The organism is Pseudomonas sp. G.S.17 (assembly GCF_038096165.1).
Lineage (GTDB): Bacteria > Pseudomonadota > Gammaproteobacteria > Pseudomonadales > Pseudomonadaceae > Aquipseudomonas.
The window spans coordinates 1,502,527-1,521,536 of the sequence record NZ_CP151076.1 but is presented as its reverse complement, the minus strand read 5'-3'; the positions used below and the strand labels follow the sequence as shown (position 1 = coordinate 1,521,536).

General features: G+C 56.9%; 31 protein-coding genes and 1 pseudogene. 19 read left to right on the top strand and 13 right to left on the bottom strand.

Annotated features, from left to right (window positions below; all coding sequences use genetic code 11):
• Window positions 1-167 precede the first annotated feature (167 nt).
• From AABC73_RS06930 to AABC73_RS06870, 13 genes are all read right to left on the bottom strand, one after another.
• Complete coding sequence (locus AABC73_RS06930; protein ID WP_341522983.1) at window positions 168-854, bottom strand: hypothetical protein; 687 nt, start codon at window positions 852-854, stop codon at window positions 168-170.
• Window positions 851-1,141, bottom strand: a complete 291-nt coding sequence (locus AABC73_RS06925; protein WP_341522982.1) for a hypothetical protein — start codon at window positions 1,139-1,141, stop codon at window positions 851-853. Before AABC73_RS06925 ends, AABC73_RS06930 begins: the two co-directional genes overlap by 4 nt.
• Window positions 1,138-1,701, bottom strand: a complete 564-nt coding sequence (locus AABC73_RS06920) for a hypothetical protein (protein ID WP_341522981.1) — start codon at window positions 1,699-1,701, stop codon at window positions 1,138-1,140. Before AABC73_RS06920 ends, AABC73_RS06925 begins: the two co-directional genes overlap by 4 nt.
• Window positions 1,688-3,067 (bottom strand): DnaB-like helicase C-terminal domain-containing protein, encoded by a 1,380-nt coding sequence (locus tag AABC73_RS06915; RefSeq protein ID WP_341522980.1) that lies wholly within the window; start codon window positions 3,065-3,067, stop codon window positions 1,688-1,690. Before AABC73_RS06915 ends, AABC73_RS06920 begins: the two co-directional genes overlap by 14 nt.
• The gene (locus AABC73_RS06910) at window positions 3,064-3,852 is read right to left on the bottom strand and encodes an ATP-binding protein (RefSeq protein WP_341522979.1); all 789 of its coding nucleotides are present in this window, start codon (window positions 3,850-3,852) and stop codon (window positions 3,064-3,066) included. Before AABC73_RS06910 ends, AABC73_RS06915 begins: the two co-directional genes overlap by 4 nt.
• The gene (locus AABC73_RS06905) at window positions 3,849-4,619 is read right to left on the bottom strand and encodes a hypothetical protein (RefSeq protein ID WP_341522978.1); all 771 of its coding nucleotides are present in this window, start codon (window positions 4,617-4,619) and stop codon (window positions 3,849-3,851) included. Before AABC73_RS06905 ends, AABC73_RS06910 begins: the two co-directional genes overlap by 4 nt.
• On the bottom strand, window positions 4,616-5,017 hold the full coding sequence (locus AABC73_RS06900; RefSeq protein ID WP_341522977.1) for a hypothetical protein: 402 nt from the start codon (window positions 5,015-5,017) through the stop codon (window positions 4,616-4,618). The genes AABC73_RS06905 and AABC73_RS06900 overlap by 4 nt, the downstream gene beginning before the upstream one ends.
• The gene (locus tag AABC73_RS06895; protein WP_341522976.1) at window positions 5,014-5,751 is read right to left on the bottom strand and encodes a hypothetical protein; all 738 of its coding nucleotides are present in this window, start codon (window positions 5,749-5,751) and stop codon (window positions 5,014-5,016) included. The genes AABC73_RS06900 and AABC73_RS06895 overlap by 4 nt, the downstream gene beginning before the upstream one ends.
• On the bottom strand, window positions 5,748-6,122 hold the full coding sequence (locus tag AABC73_RS06890; RefSeq protein ID WP_341522975.1) for a hypothetical protein: 375 nt from the start codon (window positions 6,120-6,122) through the stop codon (window positions 5,748-5,750). The genes AABC73_RS06895 and AABC73_RS06890 overlap by 4 nt, the downstream gene beginning before the upstream one ends.
• The gene (locus AABC73_RS06885) at window positions 6,119-6,418 is read right to left on the bottom strand and encodes a hypothetical protein (RefSeq protein ID WP_341522974.1); all 300 of its coding nucleotides are present in this window, start codon (window positions 6,416-6,418) and stop codon (window positions 6,119-6,121) included. Before AABC73_RS06885 ends, AABC73_RS06890 begins: the two co-directional genes overlap by 4 nt.
• Window positions 6,405-6,716 carry a hypothetical protein gene (locus AABC73_RS06880; RefSeq protein ID WP_341522973.1) on the bottom strand — a complete coding sequence of 104 codons (312 nt, stop codon included), beginning with the start codon at window positions 6,714-6,716 and terminating at the stop codon, window positions 6,405-6,407. Before AABC73_RS06880 ends, AABC73_RS06885 begins: the two co-directional genes overlap by 14 nt.
• Entirely contained in the window at window positions 6,713-7,123 is a 411-nt protein-coding gene (locus AABC73_RS06875; RefSeq protein WP_341522972.1) for a hypothetical protein, read from the bottom strand. Before AABC73_RS06875 ends, AABC73_RS06880 begins: the two co-directional genes overlap by 4 nt.
• Before the next feature lie 307 nt (window positions 7,124-7,430).
• Entirely contained in the window at window positions 7,431-7,679 is a 249-nt protein-coding gene (locus tag AABC73_RS06870) for a Cro/CI family transcriptional regulator (protein ID WP_341522971.1), read from the bottom strand.
• 97 nt (window positions 7,680-7,776) lie between these two features.
• On the opposite strand from AABC73_RS06870, the gene AABC73_RS06865 reads away from it, so the two are divergent.
• The 19 genes and pseudogenes from AABC73_RS06865 to AABC73_RS06775 all read left to right on the top strand — a co-directional run bounded on the left by AABC73_RS06865 (window position 7,777) and on the right by AABC73_RS06775 (window position 18,968).
• Entirely contained in the window at window positions 7,777-8,511 is a 735-nt protein-coding gene (locus tag AABC73_RS06865; protein WP_341522970.1) for a S24 family peptidase, read from the top strand.
• A gap of 2 nt (window positions 8,512-8,513) precedes the next feature.
• On the top strand, window positions 8,514-8,753 hold the full coding sequence (locus AABC73_RS06860; protein ID WP_341522969.1) for a hypothetical protein: 240 nt from the start codon (window positions 8,514-8,516) through the stop codon (window positions 8,751-8,753).
• The gene (locus tag AABC73_RS06855) at window positions 8,753-8,962 is read left to right on the top strand and encodes a hypothetical protein (protein WP_341522968.1); all 210 of its coding nucleotides are present in this window, start codon (window positions 8,753-8,755) and stop codon (window positions 8,960-8,962) included. Before AABC73_RS06860 ends, AABC73_RS06855 begins: the two co-directional genes overlap by 1 nt.
• Before the next feature lie 225 nt (window positions 8,963-9,187).
• Window positions 9,188-9,880, top strand: coding sequence for a DUF433 domain-containing protein (locus tag AABC73_RS06850; RefSeq protein WP_341522967.1), 693 nt, complete (start codon window positions 9,188-9,190; stop codon window positions 9,878-9,880).
• Window positions 9,877-10,161 (top strand): annotated as a pseudogene (locus AABC73_RS06845) (hypothetical protein); the annotation flags it as partial. The gene AABC73_RS06850 and the pseudogene AABC73_RS06845, both read left to right, overlap by 4 nt.
• Before the next feature lie 99 nt (window positions 10,162-10,260).
• Window positions 10,261-10,587 carry a transposase gene (locus tag AABC73_RS06840; RefSeq protein WP_341521453.1) on the top strand — a complete coding sequence of 109 codons (327 nt, stop codon included), beginning with the start codon at window positions 10,261-10,263 and terminating at the stop codon, window positions 10,585-10,587.
• Window positions 10,584-10,919 carry an IS66 family insertion sequence element accessory protein TnpB gene (gene tnpB, locus AABC73_RS06835; RefSeq protein ID WP_230000024.1) on the top strand — a complete coding sequence of 112 codons (336 nt, stop codon included), beginning with the start codon at window positions 10,584-10,586 and terminating at the stop codon, window positions 10,917-10,919. The genes AABC73_RS06840 and tnpB overlap by 4 nt, the downstream gene beginning before the upstream one ends.
• 61 nt (window positions 10,920-10,980) lie before the next feature.
• A complete protein-coding gene (locus AABC73_RS06830; protein WP_341521454.1) occupies window positions 10,981-12,549 on the top strand; it encodes an IS66 family transposase in 1,569 nt (522 codons plus the stop codon).
• 235 nt (window positions 12,550-12,784) lie between these two features.
• Window positions 12,785-13,024, top strand: coding sequence for a hypothetical protein (locus tag AABC73_RS06825; RefSeq protein WP_341522966.1), 240 nt, complete (start codon window positions 12,785-12,787; stop codon window positions 13,022-13,024).
• A 304-nt stretch (window positions 13,025-13,328) separates the two neighbouring features.
• Complete coding sequence (locus tag AABC73_RS06820) at window positions 13,329-13,568, top strand: hypothetical protein (protein ID WP_341522965.1); 240 nt, start codon at window positions 13,329-13,331, stop codon at window positions 13,566-13,568.
• Between the two features lie 150 nt (window positions 13,569-13,718).
• The gene (locus AABC73_RS06815) at window positions 13,719-14,030 is read left to right on the top strand and encodes a helix-turn-helix transcriptional regulator (RefSeq protein WP_341522964.1); all 312 of its coding nucleotides are present in this window, start codon (window positions 13,719-13,721) and stop codon (window positions 14,028-14,030) included.
• Between the two features lie 140 nt (window positions 14,031-14,170).
• Window positions 14,171-14,872: a hypothetical protein gene (locus AABC73_RS06810; RefSeq protein ID WP_341522963.1), complete on the top strand. Its 702-nt coding sequence runs from the start codon at window positions 14,171-14,173 to the stop codon at window positions 14,870-14,872.
• A gap of 154 nt (window positions 14,873-15,026) precedes the next feature.
• Window positions 15,027-15,632 (top strand): hypothetical protein, encoded by a 606-nt coding sequence (locus tag AABC73_RS06805; protein ID WP_341522962.1) that lies wholly within the window; start codon window positions 15,027-15,029, stop codon window positions 15,630-15,632.
• Entirely contained in the window at window positions 15,616-16,290 is a 675-nt protein-coding gene (locus AABC73_RS06800; protein ID WP_341522961.1) for a hypothetical protein, read from the top strand. The genes AABC73_RS06805 and AABC73_RS06800 overlap by 17 nt, the downstream gene beginning before the upstream one ends.
• A gap of 161 nt (window positions 16,291-16,451) precedes the next feature.
• The gene (locus AABC73_RS06795; protein ID WP_341522960.1) at window positions 16,452-16,823 is read left to right on the top strand and encodes an HNH endonuclease signature motif containing protein; all 372 of its coding nucleotides are present in this window, start codon (window positions 16,452-16,454) and stop codon (window positions 16,821-16,823) included.
• Window positions 16,820-17,062: a hypothetical protein gene (locus AABC73_RS06790; RefSeq protein ID WP_341522959.1), complete on the top strand. Its 243-nt coding sequence runs from the start codon at window positions 16,820-16,822 to the stop codon at window positions 17,060-17,062. The genes AABC73_RS06795 and AABC73_RS06790 overlap by 4 nt, the downstream gene beginning before the upstream one ends.
• A 156-nt stretch (window positions 17,063-17,218) precedes the next feature.
• Window positions 17,219-17,461 carry an excisionase gene (locus tag AABC73_RS06785; protein ID WP_341522958.1) on the top strand — a complete coding sequence of 81 codons (243 nt, stop codon included), beginning with the start codon at window positions 17,219-17,221 and terminating at the stop codon, window positions 17,459-17,461.
• Window positions 17,442-18,554 (top strand): phage integrase Arm DNA-binding domain-containing protein, encoded by a 1,113-nt coding sequence (locus AABC73_RS06780; protein ID WP_341522957.1) that lies wholly within the window; start codon window positions 17,442-17,444, stop codon window positions 18,552-18,554. The genes AABC73_RS06785 and AABC73_RS06780 overlap by 20 nt, the downstream gene beginning before the upstream one ends.
• 66 nt (window positions 18,555-18,620) lie before the next feature.
• Window positions 18,621-18,968 (top strand): ArsC family reductase, encoded by a 348-nt coding sequence (locus tag AABC73_RS06775; RefSeq protein WP_341522956.1) that lies wholly within the window; start codon window positions 18,621-18,623, stop codon window positions 18,966-18,968.
• Window positions 18,969-19,010: the final 42 nt, after the last annotated feature.

Sequence of the window (19,010 nt, the reverse complement as noted above, 5' to 3'; positions counted from 1 at the left end):
CCTTGATTCGCAGAGCGAACCCTTGCTGTATCTGCCGCATGCGCAAAATCTGGGCATAAAAAAACCCGGCTCAAATATGGCCGGGTTTTCTCAGGGTACAGCTTTAACAATAATGAATCGATCTAATGGGCTCATCATGCCCGTATAACGGGGCACTTGCAACTGTTTCACCCGTCATTCGCGGCGTCTCCGCGCTCCTTGTTGATCTCCACCCAGACAGGGTCGAGAGCCTGCTGGTCGAAGCCGCCGCACGCGTCGAGCAGTCGCTCCCACACTGACGACCAATCCCTTGCCCAGTTCGCCGCGCTGAACGAAACCTCGTACTGATGAGCAAATTCAATGATTCGCCCCGGCGACCAGTGTTCTCGGCCCCCGAACGCAGTATCACGGTAGGACAGAAGCGCCGGGATTATGAGCGACTCCACCTTGCTTGACTGCTGATCCGTCATCGCTGGCAGGCGAACATGCTTGGCCAGCAGATAGCGGGAGTACTCCATGTCTGCCGCTGTCGGGTTCGGCGAATAGAGAAAGTTTCCGAAGCTCTGCAGCAACTTTGGCAGGCCAGCCACTGCCCGCTGGATGCGAGCCATCGCTGCTACCTTGGCGCCACGATTTGTAGAGTTGAACTTGTCGCCACGAGTTTCCGTCGCGTTCAGCTTCTGGCGCAAGATGTCGATGCGCGCCTCCTTGTCGTCGCCCTGAGCCGCGAACACAACCTCGATGCGCTGTCGGCGCTGCTCGGTTTGCTTTGCGGAAGACTCGGCCTGGCTCATGGAGGCGGCGGTGATCGAGAGGCTGCGCTCATGCATCGAATCATGCCACGCGACACGGGCGTCGGTAAAAATAGGCTTCATGCGGCTCTCCGTGGGTTTGGCTCATTGTTGAGGCCGAAGAGATCGCGCAGTAGGGTGTTCGCCGCCTCGCTCGTTGCGCCACCCTCCAGGAGCCATTGCCGCCCGAACTCGTGGAAACCGATTTGTGCGCGGCTCCCGTGCCAGCAGGCGACGATATCCAGAAGGTTCGCCATGGCTGTTGCGCCCCCAAGCTGAACCTTGGCCAACTCTTCGCCAGCAATGCGCAGGAAGCGCTGCTCAACTTGCATCATCGTTTTGCGCGGCAATGCCGCAGTTACAGTACTCATAGCGCGGCACTCCACACATGCAGATATTCTTTAGGGTTGGTGTCCTTGCGGGCCTGGATCGATACGGCGCGGGACCATGCTCGGTACGCATCAGCGGGCGACTTTCCAGCGCCAGCCCATGGATGACCGTCAGCAACGCACCAGTAGGTTCCGCGCTCGGCGGTGATCTTCACCTTTGGCAATGCGCCGAACTGACGGGGGCGCATCACGCCCAGCGGGGCGAGCGCCTTCCAGATGATTTTCCGCTCCGGCTCGCTGTACGAGACTCGCTTGTGACCGTCCCATTCGCCAACGCCGTATTCCTCGTTTCCACACCACAACATGAAGCCAGTAGGAACGTGTGTGAGGTGGTGCCCTGCCCGATCCATTTGCCAGTCACCCGGGAAGTCGCGCAGCGATGAGGCGATGCGCTCGGCCTCCGGATACTTGGGCGTGGGAACGACAATGGCGCCCAGCGGCAGAATGAGTTGGCTGCTCGGCTTCAGTAGGTCAGCCAGTGCCGACTGGAAAGGCTCTTCCGCCTTGATCTGCGGGCCTTTCAACCAATCAAAAAGTCTCATGATCTTTCCTCCCCTTGGAGCGGCTGGAGAACTTCAGTACCCGGCCCATCTCGACCAGCTCGTCAGATGGTGGCTTGCCGCCGAACGGGACGAACCGCACGAACTGCCCCTGGGCCTGAACCACGCACTCACCCGGCTTGCCGTGACGGCATTTGCCCACGATCAGCTGAGTCACGCCGTTCTGGCCCTGCTCGGTCTCCATGTCGCGATTCAGCAAGATCACGACATCCGCGTCCTGCTCAATTTGCCCGGAGTCACGCAGATCGCTGGGACGTGGGCGCTTGTCCGTCCTGTTGGTCGAGCCCCGGTTGAGTTGCGCCAGCACGATCACCGGCACCTGCAGTTCCTTCGCGAGGTTCTTCAAGCCCGTGGAGATTTTGCCGACTTCAAGCGTGCGGTTCTGCCCACCTTCTGAGCCGATCAGGGTGATGTAATCGATCAACAGCACGTCGAGCCCTTCCCGCTTCTGGCACTGCCGTGCGATTGACCGAATGCGAGGCAAGGTCAGCCCCGCCTGATCGTTCACGTAGAGCCTGGCTTCCGCCAGCCGCCCTACCGCGCTGGTGATCTTGGGCCAGTCGTCATCCTCGATGTTGCCCTCATCCAGACGGCCGAGGTGTACGCCGCCCATGGAGGCGATACCGCGCGTAGCCAGTTCCTGCCGCGTCATTTCCATGGAGAAGGCCAGTCCGGCACCGCCGAGTTGCGTGGTGACGTGCTGTGCGATCTGCAACCCCAAAACCGTTTTGCCCGTGCCGGTGAGGCCCGCAATGACGATCATGTTGCCGGGACGAAGACCTCGAATAATCTCGTCCAGGTCGGGAAGCCCAGTGGAAAGCCCCTTGGAAGCAGTCCCGTTATAGCGAGCGTCGATTGCCTCAACCACTTCCGGCAGGATGTCCTTGATACGGTGATAGTCCGGCTCGCCGTCTTCCAGGTCACGCAGGTCAGCCATGGCCATCTGTCCGCGAGCGATGATGTCGGCGACCGGCAGATCCTCGCTCGCCGACTCGGTGATTGCCTGGGCGGCCTCCACCACCTTGCGGCAGACGGCCCGTTCCCGGATTACCCGTGCGTAGGTGCGCCAGCTCGACGTACCTTGTGCCTTGGAGTGAATCTCTGCTGCGTGCGCCAACATGCTTTCACCGCTGGGCAGGGATGGGTGATGGATGCTCACCGTCACCACGTCAACAGGATCACCGGAGGCCTGACAGTCGAGGATTGCCTGGTACAGCGCGGCGTTCTCGATCTCGTAAAAGTCAGCGATGTTGACCTTGCTGGCGATATCGTCCAGCAGTGATGGGTCGACGAAGATCGCCCCAAGCAGGCCGTGCTCTGCGTTGATGTTGAACAGATCGCGGCTCATGCGGCACCCCGCGCCGATTCCCAGCCGAACACTTCGACCAGCCCACCGCGATCTCGCAAGCGATCAACCGATCGATCCCCGAGAGCGTCGCGCAACTGAGGGATGGCCAGGTTCGAAACCACAATCGTTGGCTTGGCCTGCTCATATCGCCCGTTGATGACCTCGAATAGCGTCTGTCGCTCGAAGTCAGTGCCGTTTTGCAGGCCCACTTCATCGATCACCAAGAGGTGCGGTGCGATCATGTCTGCGTAGACCGAGGCCTCAGTTTTACCCTGGGCGCCGAACGTGGCTTTCACAGCGCGAATGATGCCGCCGGCCGTGGTGTACAGCCCTGTCATGCCTTGGGCACCGAAGTAGCGGATCGTCTGCTGGAGAATGGCAGTAGCCAAGTGGGTTTTCCCTGTACCTGGCTTGCCCAGCAGCATTACGCAGCGGCCGACTTCGAAGTTTTCAGCGAAGGCCTCCACGAATCCCGTGGCGACGTTCCAGGCCTTAGCCTTGGCCTTGTCATTCCCGGCAACCCAGTTGTCCAGCGTGGACTGCTGGAAGCGCAGCTGGATGCCAGAGTCGAGCAGCTGCGCGTTAAGCTGACGGTTAGCATGCTCAATGGCACCACCAGCCCGGACAATCGGGTCAGCGGCGTGTCGCCGGTCAAACTGGCAGCGTGAGCAGCCGTACCAAGCCGGATCGGTGCCGAATTGCTCAACCAGTGCGTTGGGGTACTGCCCGTGCTCGACACACTGGCCGGCGCGGGTTTCGATTGTGTAGTGTGGCCGTGTGGTCATTGGGCGATCCCCGCGACTCGGTAGTTGCCGTTGGCATCAAGCTCAAGGCCGGCGGTATGGTCGATCTGGTCTAGGTTGGTGTGGCGGGATGGTTTGCCAGCGCCAGCAGGACTTAACTCATCCTCCCAGCGCCTGCCGTTGAGCCAGCTCGATGGATGGGGGATGTACTGGCCTCCACTCTTGAGCCAGTCGATGCTGGTCATCTGTTTGGCCAATGCGATCAAGATCTGCTCCTGCAGCTCAGCGCTCGGTGCTAACTTTTTCCAAGCCTGTTCTGCTGCTTGGGGTTTTTGCTTTCGTGGATAGAGCTTGTAGAACCGAGTAAACCCATCGAGCAGGCCACTTTTGGCCGTATGTTTTTTAATGCTCAATGTATTGTTGTTGTTTGTATTGTTCCCCTGCGTGTTTTCCGAAGGGGGTTCGCCGTCTTTTCCGAAGGGGTTCGCGCTGTTTTCCGAAGGGGTGTTCGGATAATCGAAGGGGTCAGCCATGCGAATGCGACGCTCGACAATCCGCTTCCCTTCCCGGATCAACTCGACCCGGATCAGTTCACGATTAGCCAGCCCACTGATTATCTCCGACACGCGAGAAATCGACAGGTCGAAGAACTCTGCGAAGTGGGCGTTGGTCGCGTAACAGCCCCGAGGCCCCGTTTCTAAACTGGATATCTCACCAAGCATCACCTTCTCAACAGGCGACAGAGTACGATCAAGCCAGCGCTCTGCGGGTATCCAGACGCCCTGGAATTTGCGAGGGATGTCACTCATTGCAAGCTCTCCCCGTTAGCCGTGAAGCGCCGCACCGGTGCCGGGACTTTGCGCTGAGCACGATCTTCACCGGGCACCGCGAAAGAGACGTCGGTAAGGATCATCAGGCGGCGCACAGCTGTGTCAACCCGACGCTTTGCCGTGTACCGATTCTTCTTGGCCAGGCGCAGTCGGTCGTAGGCATCATTGGTGAACAGGATCACTCCGTCGTAACGCGGATCGTCCCAGCGAATGCCGCGATAGTTGGGCTCTGGCTGACCATGAGCGCGGAAATAAGCTCGGTATTCGGCATTCAGTTCGTTACGGCGGCGCGTCACGGCGAGCTGCGCACGGTGATGCTCGATTGATAGATCGACGATCAGGGCTTTGAGTTGAGTTTTCGTTAGTTGCTGCTTCATGACTTGACCTTCTCGACCAGACGGAACCGGCGCGCATAATCAGGGTGGGTTGCCTGGGTCTCGCTGACCATCTGGCATTCGGATGCGAAACGCTTAAACGCTGCAGTCACATGGCTTTTCGCCCAAACGATGTACTGCGAACCCTGGGCTTCCTCGTGGCCGTTGCGCACCATGCCTGCGTGATTCGGCTGGTTGTGCCAGGTGCGCAGGACAAAGTCCGCCACTGCCCCCGACAGCCCATACCGGTCCCACCCCATTTCCTTAGCCTTAGTGAGCGAAACGCAGTTTTGCGGGCAGTGATCCCAAGTTCGCAGATCGGCCAGAACTTCCACCTTGCGCTCGACACGCACCAGGTCGATTTGCTGCTGGGCTTGTTGCCGCTCAAGACTGACAAGGATGTTCGCGCTGGCGGCGATCATCTCGGCCTGTGTCATTTGGCGAGCGCCGCCTTCCAGCTCTTGCCACCGATCTACTAGCGCGCCGGTGAACTCTGGACTGAGCTGGGCTACCACAACGAAGCTGTCGCGCTTGCCAGTCACGCCAGCAAAAAGGTACTGCTCGACCATCTGTCCAAGGTGGTTTTTAACTTCCTCCAATGGAGGAAGTTTGATAACCCCCTTTGCAGCTATACGCTCAACCGCGCGCTTCACGTTGTCATGCCGCGAACCGACCAAATCGGCGATTTCTTGTGAAGACATGACGGCATCGCCGCCAGTGAATTTGACGATGCTCATCGTGCTACTCCTGCCATGGTGACAAGGTGGTCCGGGGTCTCACCCGTAAGGGCGGCGAGACGCGCGAATACATCCTTGTGGAAAAAGGCATTACCGCAACCGCCCGCGTTAATGGCCGTAAACCCCATAAACGCACCGATGGCGCGCTGGGCCTGCATCAGCTTCTGCGATGGGTCTTCGGTAATAGCTACCCGCCTCAGCAGGTCCTCAATGACGACCATAGGATCAGCGGGCAATATCCCCGAGTTGAACGACCCGTACAGCCTTGCAGGCTCAAGACCTGGATTCTGCCTTCTGGACGGTAGCGGACGCGCGGACTTTGGAAGAGGCGGCCTGCGGGATGACTGGGGTTTGGTCGGAATGATCGTCATTTGGTGCTCCTTGGATCTGGGCCAGCCAACTGGTCCGCCAGGTCACCGCGAGCAACCCGGAAGGCTTGCTCCATATCTTCCGCGGAGCGCTCCCCTTGATAGGTGAGCTGGCCGATATGCGCTTTTTTTGAATCAGGGTATCGGCCGTTGAGTAGCTCGGCGCCGTTCTCTGCTTCCTCTGCCGTTGCGAACGGATGGATCATGCGCGAGTGAGCTACGCCATTTTTGATGACGGCAGGCGTACCAACGAACCAGTACGCCACGCGAGCTTCGGAGACGCTGCTATCGGTCAACATTGAAGATCTCCCGATGATCGATCGGCTTGGCGTTTTCGATCTCCTGATGGGTCTTCCAGTGGTTGGCCATGAAACCGTGGGAATGCAGGTGGATCTCATCCATCAGGTCACGCATACGGATGTTGATGGGCCGACTACTTCCGCCAAGGGACGGCGCTATCGCCTGGTTGTAGATCGTCCGGAGTTCGTCGAATAACTCACGGGCGTGACGCATTCCGCGCTGTTCGCTTGAGGTAAGGGTGGAGGCGCTGATCATCACGCCGGTGCGGGGGCTGTCGTCGTTGGTGAGCGTCTTCATTCCGACACCTCGCTTTCCCGCGCCACGATTTGCTGCTTCTCGTTTTGTGGCGCGGAGTCGTATTCACCGAAATATCCGAGACGCGCTAGGTACTCGTGCCCTGGTCGTTCCGCCTCGCGGACGCTGAAGATCAGGTCTTTATGCCGTTCGGAGGATTGGCTTATCTCGTCGAACTCACTGAGTTCTGCTGCTACCTTCTGTATGTAGAGGCGCCCTTCTGGATACTCGGGCCGAAACATTTCAAGTAGTTCAATGGCCAACCCCAGCCAAATAATCGGATAGCCCTGCAGCCCTATTCCGTCTTGGCGCACGTTCACCTGGTAGTAAATGAAACCCCGAAGATCGTCGTCTTGAATGGCGGGTAGTTGCGTTAGTGGTGGGGCAGTGGTATTTTTTGGCTGTGACATATCGTTCTCCTGGAACGAAGATTTACAAAACTCCCCTGGCAGGGAGTGGTTAAGAGGCCCGCTTCCATGCGGGCTTTTTGTTGTCTGGAAGAATGTCAGCCAGACAGCAAAAATAGGGATTGGCAGGCCTTCACAGTGAGACCTGCTGAGTACTGGATGGAAGCACATAGGTTTCGACCGAGTTCTCAGCCCGCGAGCAAAGGCGCATCATTTGCTCCAAGGTCGAGGCTCCAACTGCCTGACTGCAGCTGGAGCAAGTTTGGAACGGTTGAATGGCCACATGCTGGTGCTCCTCGGCTGATTGGGGCTAGGCGACGGAAAGTGTTTGGCTGGATGCAAAATTGATCTGCGCCCAAGGGAAGGATGGGCAGAGGTCGGCGCGATCAACTGCGCCTCTGGTCAATACCTCGATTTCAATGGCGCGCTTGGCAGGAACAGAGCGCTCCCCCGAACACCATTGGTTGACGGTGGGTGCCGCAACCCGCAGGCGGCGCGCCATTTCCGCTTGGCTGCCTAGCAAGCGGGATGCTTCTTTGGCTGCTTCTGCTGATGTCATGAGTTGTCTCCAAGAGATTGCGCTGCGAATATAAGTCATTAGCTTATCTAAATACAAGCTATTGCCTAACCCACTCAGCAAAAGGCTAAATTAGGCAATGCTTACAGGTCCAAAATTAGGCGCAGCCATTGAAACGGCGCGCATCAAAAAAGGTGTATCGAAGAAGAAGCTGGCAGACGACTTTGGCGTTGCCCCTCCTTCCGTACAGGGCTGGGTGAAATTTGGCAGGATCGATAAGTCTAAGTTGATGGACTTGATTGCCTATTTTTCGTGCGTAGTTACGCCTGCTCACTGGGGCCTTGATGGCTGGGCCTCTCTAAGTACTGATATGTCTATGCAGGCCGGCGACACAATTGACGTAGAAGGCCTTCCGGCCGCACTAGCTCAGAAGATCAAGAGCTATCGCCCAGTCGTTGAGGTCCCCCGTTTTGATATAGCCGCATCAATGGGCCCAGGCACGGAGCCGCCAGAAATGAACATGGTTGTTGAGCACATGCGCCTCGATGCCAACTGGGTGCGTCAGAATCTCGTCTACACGGCAGTAGATAACCTCAAGCTCATATCGGGTCGCGGCGATAGCATGGCTCCTACCATCCGCAATGGTGATGCGCTCCTTGTTGATTCTGGCGTCACGTCAGTGGAGTCGGACGCGATCTACTTCTTCTTGATGCGCGGCCAGCAGCATGTGAAGCGCATCCAGCGCAACCTAGATGGGCTGACGATCATTTCGGACAACGGGCAGTACAAGGAGATCGACGTGCCCGGCGACCGCGAAGGGGATATTCAGGTGCTTGCTCAGATCATTTACTGGTGGACCGGTCGGAGCTTCTAGTCATGACCCTCACCAAACCCAACCAAGACCTGCGCCGCGACCTTGAAGGCGCAGCTGCCGACTTCAAGTGGTCAGCCGTGGAGCTGACGCGCATCGCTGAACGCCTAAGCCTGGCCGGGAATGAGGCTGATGCTCAGGCAGTGCTGAAGATGTGCACCGTGTTTCATGCGGGAGAGGATCGGCTGACTGCGCTGGCGGATGAGGTCAGGGACGGATTGATTTGCCGGGCGAAGGCTCAGTAATGGCCGCGACTGTCCATGACTACCATCTCGCAGTCCTCAAGCGAGAGGTCCGGGTTATGGAGGTGGCCGTCATTGAAATGCAGAAACACTCCGCAACGCTTCGCGCCGAGCAGTTGGACCACATCGCGAATGAGCTTGATGTCGAGATAGCAAGGCTCTTGCTGGCTATCAAAGAGATAAAGGCTAGCGCGGGGCTTGATCCGGGCTGATCACTAGGGTGAATGCTGGCTGAGAACCACCCTGCCATATCGCCATTGGGGTGAGTGAGGTTTAGGCGGGAAGGATTGTTCGGGGAAAGGCTGAGTAGGCGCATACGCAAGAAATTATTATGCCGAGAAGTGACGTTCCGCGCAGCAGCCCGTCTAAGAGTAGTTGAACGAAGCCTCGTTCATCCCCAAAATGGATTTTCGGTTAACCCACGGACAAGGGGGCATATGAAAAGCGTAGAAGCAACAAGCCGCCTAATTGGGGTGGGCATTTACACCGCAGCCGAGGCAAGTCTGTATACCGGTATCCCGGCTAACGATATACGCCGCTGGATGTTTGGGTACAAAGCTCGTGGCGTAGAGCACCCTGGCCTTTGGAAACCCGAACTGTCGTTTCTTGAAGAGAGCTTGCTGGGGTTTCACGATCTTCTCGAAATTCGGTTTGTACACGCCTTTCGGCAGCACGGGGTTAGCCTTCAAGCGATCCGTAGTGCTTCCACGCAGGCGATGGAGCTTTTTAACCAAAAATATCCTTTCACGTGTAAGCGCTTCCAAACAGACGGTCGAGATATTTTTGCGACAGTCCTAGATGAAACTGGGGACGAAGCGCTCTTGGATTTGGTTAGGCGGCAATATGCTTTCCAGCAGGTGATCAGGCCTTCTCTTTACGAAGGGATTGACTACACCGGAAGCGGCGGCGCTGAGCGTTGGTATCCGCTTAAGCGTAGCAAGGCAGTCGTGCTAGACCCTGCTCGCAACTTTGGAAAGCCATTGCTCGCGAAGACGGGTGTGGATACCTCAGCGATTTATCAAGCCTACCAAGCTGAGGGGCGAAGCATAAAGCGCGTCGCGATGCTTTTCGAAATTCCCCCTGCGGCAGTGGATGCGGCAGTCACCTATGAGCATGGAATCGCTGCTTGAAATTTTTGATAGATAACAATCTTCCACCCTCTCTGGCTCGCGCTCTTAATGAATTATCAAAGCCCGAAGGGCATTCGGTTCTAGCGCTAAAAGATCGATTCCCTCCGGACACCAAGGACGTGGATTGGATTCTAGCGCTTAAGGCGGAAGGAGGGTGGGCGGTTATTTCTCAAGATAGGTTTTCTAAGGGCGATGCAGAGAGGCGCGTGTTCCGTGAATGCGGATTGCCGATTTTCTGCTTAACAAAGCAGTGGTCTACAGATCCGTATTGGAGCAAAGCCGTAAGGGGCCGGGGAACACGCCTTCCGAGCCCGAGCAATAAGGGCGATTGTGTCCGCGTATTTTAAGCGGACGCAATTACCCTTAATGCCAGGATCGTCATGCGCCAACGTAAGTCATACCCGAAATCCTTCAAGACCCAAGTCGTTCAAGAGTGCGAGCAGCCCGGTGTTTCCGTGGCAGCTATTGCGATGAGTCACGGGATTAATGCCAATGTCGTTCGCCGGTGGATACCGCTTTACCGTGATCGGCAGGCAGTCGCGCTGCCAGCTTTCATTCCTTTGAAAGTCGCGCCGGTTGAACCAAAACATAAGACCGAAGCGTCAGCGATCATTGCGCTGGCGCTTGGCGAGCAATCGCTCATCGTGAAATGGCCAACTTCCGACCCTGACGGATGCGCCCGCTTTGTCCGAGGGCTTGTTCTTTGATCCGCATCGATGCCATCTGGCTCGCCACCGAGCCGATGGACATGCGCGCCGGTACCGAGACGGCATTGGCCAGGGTGATCTCGGTGTTCGGTGCGGCGAAGCCGCACTGTGCTTATCTGTTCGCCAACCGCCGCGCCAATCGCATGAAAGTGCTGGTGCATGACGGCTTCGGAATATGGCTGGCGGCGCGCCGGTTGAACCAAGGCAAGTTCCACTGGCCAGGTATTCGCCAAGGCTCTGAACTGGAGTTGGCTCCCGAGCAACTTCAGGCTTTAGTACTGGGCCTGCCATGGCAACGCGTAGGCTCCGGCGGCTCGATCACACTGCTTTAACGGCTGCCATTAGCCTATCGGTCTATCGCCGCGAACTGCTTGCTCTGGCAAAATCGGCGCCATGACTTCGCTCCCCAATCTCGACCACCTTACCCCTGAACAACTGCGCGCTTTGGCGGCGCAGTTGATACAGCGTGTCGAGACGCTCGACCATCAAGTCGACACACTGGGTAAGACGGTTGAGACGATGGGCAAGAAGATCAACCGCGATCAAACGGTTATCGAGAAGCTCACCCACGAGATCGCACAACTCAAGCGTTTGAAGTTTGCCAAGCGTAGCGAGCAGATGAATCCTGAACAGGCCAGCTTGCTCGATGACCTGATCGATACCGATATCGCGGCGATTGAAGCAGAGCTTCAAGCCTTGCAAACAGTGCTGGCTCCGACCGAGAAAAAGCAAAAGCCCAAACGCACTGCTTTGCCGGCAGAGTTTCCACGCACGCTAATCCATCACGAGCCGGACAACACTCACTGCCCATGTGGCTGCGCACTCAAGCGTATCGGTGAGGACGTCAGCGAAAAGCTGGACTACACGCCCGGCGTATTTACCGTTGAACGCCATGTCCGTGGCAAATGGGTCTGTGATAACTGCGAAACGCTGATTCAGGCACCGGTTCCTGCACAGATTATTGATAAGGGCATCCCAACCGCCGGGCTGTTGGCCCACGTCATGATCGCCAAGTTTGCCGACCACCTGCCGCTTTACCGTCAGGAATCGATCTTCGGTCGTGCCGGCTTGGCGATTCCACGTTCAACTTTGGCTCAATGGGTGGGTGTGACTGGGGTGCAGCTGCAACCTCTGGTCGATGCACTGCGCGACGTAGTGCTAGGGCAACAGGTTGTTCATGCCGATGAAACACCGGTGCAAATGCTCATGCCGGGAACGAAGAAGACTCACCGCTCCTATGTTTGGGCCTACGCCACCAGCCAGTTCTGCGAAACAGCAGCTGTTGTTTATGACTTCAGCCCCAGCCGCGCTGGTGAACATGCTCGCAACTTCCTGCAAGACTGGAAGGGTAAACTGGTCTGTGATGATTTTGGCGGCTACAAGGCCAGCTTCGCACTCGGCGTGACCGAGATCGGTTGCATGGCCCATGCGCGGCGCAAGTTCTTCGAACTGCACGCGACCAACAAGAGCACGCTCGCCGAACAGGCCCTGCGCTACATCCAGTTGCTTTACGAAATCGAGAGTGAAGTGCGCGACCTGGAGCCGGATTTACGGCGCCGAATACGGCAAGAAAAAGCCGTACCGGTGATGGATAGGCTGCATGCCTGGATGATGGCCCAGCGCGATCTCGTGCCTGAAGGCTCAGCCATCAGCAGAGCACTGGATTACAGCCTGAAACGCTGGGCAGCGTTGTCGCGCTACCTCGATGACGGGGCCGTACCCATTGACAATAATTGGTGCGAGAACCAAATCCGACCGTGGGCGTTGGGTCGCAAAAACTGGCTCTTTGCAGGTTCGCTGCGCAGCGGCAAACGGGCGGCGGCGATTATGAGTTTGATCCAGTCTGCGCGGCTCAATGGCCATGATCCGTACGCATATCTGAAGGATGTCCTTACGCGCCTACCAACGCAGCGAGCGAGTGAAATTGATCAGTTGCTGCCGCATAGGTGGCAGCCGGCCTAATCACGCAAGGCGTGATGCCCGGACGCATACGCAAAGCCCAGAATCTCGTTAGGTGGTGGCCGGCCATTATTAGCCAGGCAGAGCTCATCAAAGGTGGCGCGGCCTTCAAGGTCAATTGGAAATTTCTACACCCTGGACGGTTTGAACAGATCAAAATATAGCCCGGCCCAGCGCTGGGCTTCTTGTATCTGTCGTTACGCGCTAGGATCAGAGCTCGCATCCAATCAGGTCACGCATGAATCTCAACGCGAATAAACTTGCCAAGCACATCGCCTTAGTAAGCGTGTGCGCCTGTGTAGCCTTTGCGGCCTACATCGTTGGCATGGAGCTAGGCTATCTCCGCACCAAGATCAGTAGCCAGGAAGTCGAGAGTTCGACGCCTATTACCCTTCGCTGGCCGGACGGTAATGCCAGTTTGCTGAAGCTGCAAGCACCCCCGAAGAGCGGTAAAGATCAGCATCAAAGTCATGAGTAAAGCGGATACTGGCTTTCACAAACTTTTCACATATCGACGCGTAATGTAAAAACTGCTCCTTGCGACACCTTAAGCCCGCTACCCCCCATCGCGGGCTTTTCTTTGCCTCCAATTCAATAGATGGATATTGCCCAGCGCCGGGCTTTTCGTATCCCCTCTTCAGGACGCTTTCACTAGCGCCCTATGATTTTTACTCACTCCGTTGAGTTCCAGGCCCACGAACCCCCTTCGCGGGCCTTTTTTTGGCTGAGATTCGGCAAACAGCCTCGCCTGCTACGCTTTCCTCTCCTATGGAGGAAACGCTATGTCTCTGCCAAACGATCCGACCCCAGCCCTGCTCCACCGCCTGAACGAGAACATCAACGCCCTCGGAGCTGCTATCGAAGAGATAAGCATCTGGATCGAACAGCGCGGCTCTACAGACGTATCTACGCGTATTGAGCAGCAGCTAGACACCCTGCACAGCAATGCCGACTTCATCGCTGAGGCAATGGCTGACCTGATCGTGAGGTGGAAGCCGGAAAGCGAGATGGATGCTGATTAAGCTGACGCAAGAGCCCGCCACTGAGCGGTTTTTTTTGACGCAGCAAAATAATTAGGCATCAGCTATTTACAGAGATAAGTCAATGACTTATTGTTTACTCATCGCAGCGAAAATCGCGGCGCTACTAACCATCCAGTAAGGAGCTTCACCATGACCATCACCGCTATCAGCAAAGGCACATGGACTGGCTTTCTTGGCCGGGGCCTGGCCCTTCGAGAGATGGAGGCGACACTGCTCGCCGCTGGTGGGATGACCATGAAGCAAATTGCCCGCGAGATGGGTGTGACGCCAAAGGCTGTCGAAAAGGGCCTCGAAAATGCGCGTTTCAAGATGGACTGCCGCACGCTGCGCGATCTGGTTGTGGCTTCCTTGACGCAAGGTTTGATCGCGCTGTCGACTCCAGCCCAAGCCCCGCAGAACCAAGAAGACGGCGATAAGAACCAAAGCGTGTTCCTCGCTTAACCGCATGAGCAGCGGTGTGCCCATCCGAGCAGTTGGGTAGCCCAGTGTTCAGGCTCGATCTGACGCAATAACCAAATCAATTTTTTGCGAATGCCAAAAACGCGGCCGGGTACCGGCTTGCCTGAAATAAGGAGCAACCCATGCAGACATCACAACGAATCACGGTCGTGCTGAAGCCTCGCGAAGGCGAAGAGATAGGCGCCGTAGCCACGTTTCTGAGCCTTGGCTCCACGGTAATGATCGGTCGCGGCGGTGCCGTTGTTGCTTCACTCAGCGCCGGCGACAAGATCAGCCACGCCGAGATCCTCGAAAATCAGATCGTGTTGGCTGAATCGGCAATGCGCCGCGGCGTCGTGATGCAGGACCAGGATCATTTGCCCGCCCTGCGCCGGGTAATCGGGAGCATTCCAAGCTTGTACCTGGCAGTGTCCGACGAGATCAAGCAAAAGGCACTGGACGACGGTGACGACGAAGATGAGGCGGAAGAGAAAGCGGGCCAAGCGCTGCGCACGCTCATCATCTTCAAGCAAAAGCTGGAAAGCATGCTGGAGCCGGATCTGCTTACTACCCAGGTGACGGGTAGTTTAATTACGGAAAATCCCGTAGTAGCAGAAACACCGTACGCCCAGGTCAGGGTCACGAACATTGACGCCTGGCTGACCACTGTCAAGAACTCAGCCCGTTATGAGTGGCTGCGGGACAAAGACCGGGTTGAAGACATGGACACCGACCTTTGCGCGGCTCGCAACGAGCAGTGTTACTTCGATACCGAGCTGGACACCGAAATCGACAACGGAATGCGTTTGGCTCGCCTGCTGGAGAAGCACGGGGAGCCGGTATGAAGCGCCCTTTCTGCGGACCAAGCGCCCAGCGACTGCTTGCCCTTTTCAGCGCCCTGCAGCGACGGGACACCACCTTCGGCGAGATCTACGCCATGTCGGCCGAATGCGGCATTGATGGTCGCCGGGTCCTCGCTGACCACTTCGGGGGCCGGTCATGAGCAATAACCACAAGCTCAAAATTCTGTGTCAGCGCCTGACGGAGCAGCAATTCGGCTCGATCAACGACGCGGAGCTGGCCCTGGAGAAGTTCGAGAAGCTGACGACGCCCGCGATGGTACTGAGCCTGATCGAAGAAAACGACGCGATGAAGTATCAATCCCTCGAAGACCGACGGGTGATCGAGGCGCTTCGCAGCGACGAGGCCGGATTCCAGCGCGGCGCTAAAGCCGAGGCCGATGCGGGCGACGAGGCGCGGGCAGAAGTTCGCAAGCTGATAGCTGAAAAACGGGACCTGCTTAAGCTGGTCTGCGCACCAGCGGAAGAAGTTCGGCAGGAAAATCGGTGGCTGAAGCAGGTAATCGAAAGCTACGCGCTGCAAATGGCGCCGCTTGAACCAATCCCTGACGAACCCGGCTATTCCCGACGCTTGCCTGGGTATGACCTGCCGTCACTCAGGCGTAATTCGGCGCGGTATCGCTGGCTGAAGCAATGCGACGTTCATCAAGGTAACCGTCTGGTCATCCAGGCCCCGAACGAAATTTGGGACCAGATCATTGACGCAGCCATCGCCGAGGAGACCGACCATGCAGATGAAGAATGAACACTTCGAAGTGCTGGTCACCAAGGTCTGCCAGGTGCTATCGCCGAGCACACGCTTGATCGTGATGCGGCGCATCCTCCGTGAAGTGTTGGCCCAGGACGACCGCGAGAAAACCGTTCTTCGGATGGCCATCCGCGCAATGAAACGCCGACTTCCATTTACTCAGCCGCGCCTGACCGAGCTCGAAGGTCTGCTGAAGGACTGTCGAGACGCCAACAGGGATGTTCTGAAGGATTACGGCGAACTTCTGCGCGACTACCACCACACGCTGGAGGCCTCGATGACCTTCGATGAGTTGTGCGACGTCATGTGCGTGAATCCTGTGCACCGTGCCGAAGTGGCAGAGGTTGAGAAAGGCTTGTTTGCGATCACCTGGATCGGCGGGCAGTTCGAAGACAGTTCGACTCACTACGGCAAGGACGGCATTAGTGGTGCTGGGCCAGTGACCAGGGCGATTGGCGCGGCAATGCATGACTTCATGATCCGCAACATGGACAAGATGCCCGATCCGTTCGCACCTGGCGGGCCTTTTCATGGCGTACCGACCTATCACCAGCAGCCAGACGGCACTATGGCGCGCAAAGGCCCCTCACTAGTGGTGCACAACGCCGAGGGAAGTAGTCGCGTGGTTGAGCGGAAGGTTGAGGTGGGGAAGTGAGGATCCAGCGAAATAGCTGGACTGCGGACGAAGACGCCATCCTCCGCACCAACTACCCACAAAAAGGTCACGACGAGCTTTCGAATCTACTTCCCGGTCGCTCGTACTCCTCAATCACAGGCAGGGCCTACCTGCTCGACGTAAAAAAGAGCAGGGAATACATGCGCGACCTTGGCGCAGCGAACATGCAAAAAGGCGCAGAGCGTTTGGGCAGTGAGTTGTGGGAGAAGCCGCTGGGGTCGCTCCGTCATGAAGAAACGCGGGTGCTGATCAAGCTTGGCCAGCCTGATATCTGGAAGGGTCTGCACGTCCATGCTTGGGAGCTGGCCAATGGCGCAGTCCCCGAAGGCCAGATCGTGGTGGCGAAGGATGGCAATCGCAAGAACGTGAGCCTGGACAATCTGTGCCTGCGCACCTTCAGCGAACACTGTGTCCGGACGTGCCCAAATTACCGGGATCTCCCCGAAGAGATCGTAGACATCCTGCACCTGCAGAACGAAATCAAAAAAGAGATCAAGAGGAAGACATCATGAAAAACAAGCTCAGTGACCTGCGCGACCACCTCTTTGCACAGCTTGAAGCCGTGCGCGAAGCCTCCGATGAGAACCTGGCCAAAGAGGTATCTCGCGCCCAGTCCGTCTCCGATATAAGCCGCGTGCTGATCGAAAGCGCAAAGGTTGAGATCGATTACTTCCGCCACATCGGCGGCGAGAACAGCGCCAGCTCCTTCATTGAATCGAAACCGGCGCTGCCACCACCGAACAGATCGTAGCGCGCCACGAAACGCGCATAACGAAATCGTGGCGCGGACTGACGCAGCGGTCGCAACAAGGTCTCGGGTTTGGCCTTGTGGTAATTCAGGAAAATTTTCCTTAGTTGGCAGATTCGAAGATCAATCAAAACCTGACGAGTCAGGGAGGCGGTACAGATGCCAAAGATGACGCTTGAGGAGTGGGCAGCGGAGCAGTTCAAGACGCCTCCCACTCTGAACACCCTCCGCACATGGGCTCGAACCGGACGTATCAGCCCCGCCCCCGTAAAGCACGGCAGCCGCTACTATGTAGAGCAGAGCGCCTGCTACAAAGAGCCAGCGCCAGCGGAAAGAATCCCGCTTGGCTCAAGCTTGATAAGTCGAATAGCGAGAGCACGCCATGGTTCCCAGGCCGCGTAATACCGGGTCGAAAGACCTGCCACCCAACCTGTACCGCAAGACTGATAGTCGAAACGGTCAGACCTATTACACCTATCGCGATCCCGTAAGCGGGCGGATGTTCGGCCTTGGCAAGGATAAGGAGGCGGCTATCCAAGAAGCGATTGCCGCCAACTTCGCACAGATACTCAAGCCAACGTTGTTTGACCGCGTAAGCCAGCAACCAGCAGCACCTGCAGTTAAGTCACGCCTGTTTTCTGAATGGCTCGAAGAGTACCGCACCATATATAAGGAGCGAGGATTATCAGCATCAAGTAACAAAAACGTCGGGATGCGCATCAAAAGACTGGATGCTGAGTTCGGACATAAAGATATCCGTGATGTCACGACAATGGATGTAGCCAAGTATTTAACGGACATGGCGAAGGAAGGTAAAGCGCAAATGTCGCGGGCCATGCGTTCGCTGTTGCGCGACACATTCATGGAAGCGATGGCGGCAGGCTGGACGGACGTCAACCCGGTGGAAGTGACCAAGGCGGCCAGGGTGGTGATCAAACGGGAGCGTCTGACCCTTGAACTATGGAAAGCGATTCACGCCCAAGCCAAACATGCCTGGCTGAAGCGGGCGATGGAGCTGGCCGTTCTGACTGGTCAACGTCGGGATGATCTCGCCTCGATGCTGTTCAAGGATGAGCGTGATGGTTATCTGCACGTCATCCAGTCAAAGACGGGGGCCAGACTTCGGATTAGTACGAAGTTGCGGCTTGAGTCCCTCGACTTAGATCTGGGCAGTGTAATAAAGCTGTGTCGTGACCGTGTTCTGTCACAACACCTGATCCATCATAGCCGGACAATTAGCCGGGCCAAGGCAGGAATGCCGGTAATGCTCGATACGTTGACCAAGTTGTTTTCCGAGGCTAGGGATAGAGCGGCAGCGGAGATGGGTATCGATCTTGGAAAGACGCCGCCAACGTTCCACGAAATGCGCTCGCTGGCTGCCAGGCTGCACGCCGCAGAAGGCCGTGACCCGCAGATGCTGCTCGGGCACAGGTCCGCGAAGATGACAGATCTCTACCGTGACAGCCGAGGCGCTGAATGGATCGACGTGGCATAATATCGGGCTGAGTTTTGGGGATATATTGGGGATTTTTGGAGAGGTTCTTTAGGTGTATAGAAATCAATGACTTACACTCTCTACGGCATCAAAGCCTGCGACACCATGAAGAAGGCGCGCACCTGGCTCGATGAGAAGGCCGTGAGCTACGATTTTCATGACTATAAAACTGTCGGCATCGACCGTGAGCACCTGACGCAGTGGTGCAATGAACACGGCTGGCAGGTTGTGCTGAACAGAGCAGGGACAACGTTTCGCAAGCTCGACGACGGACAGAAGACCGATCTCGATCAGGCCAAGGCGATAGAACTGATGCTGGCGCAACCCTCGATGATCAAGCGCCCGGTGCTTGATCTCGGCGACAAAACCCTGATTGGCTTTAAACCCGACTTGTATGCAGCGGCCATCCGATAAGCCAGAGCGCTATCGATGGTCCTTTAATCAGTAAGAGGTATT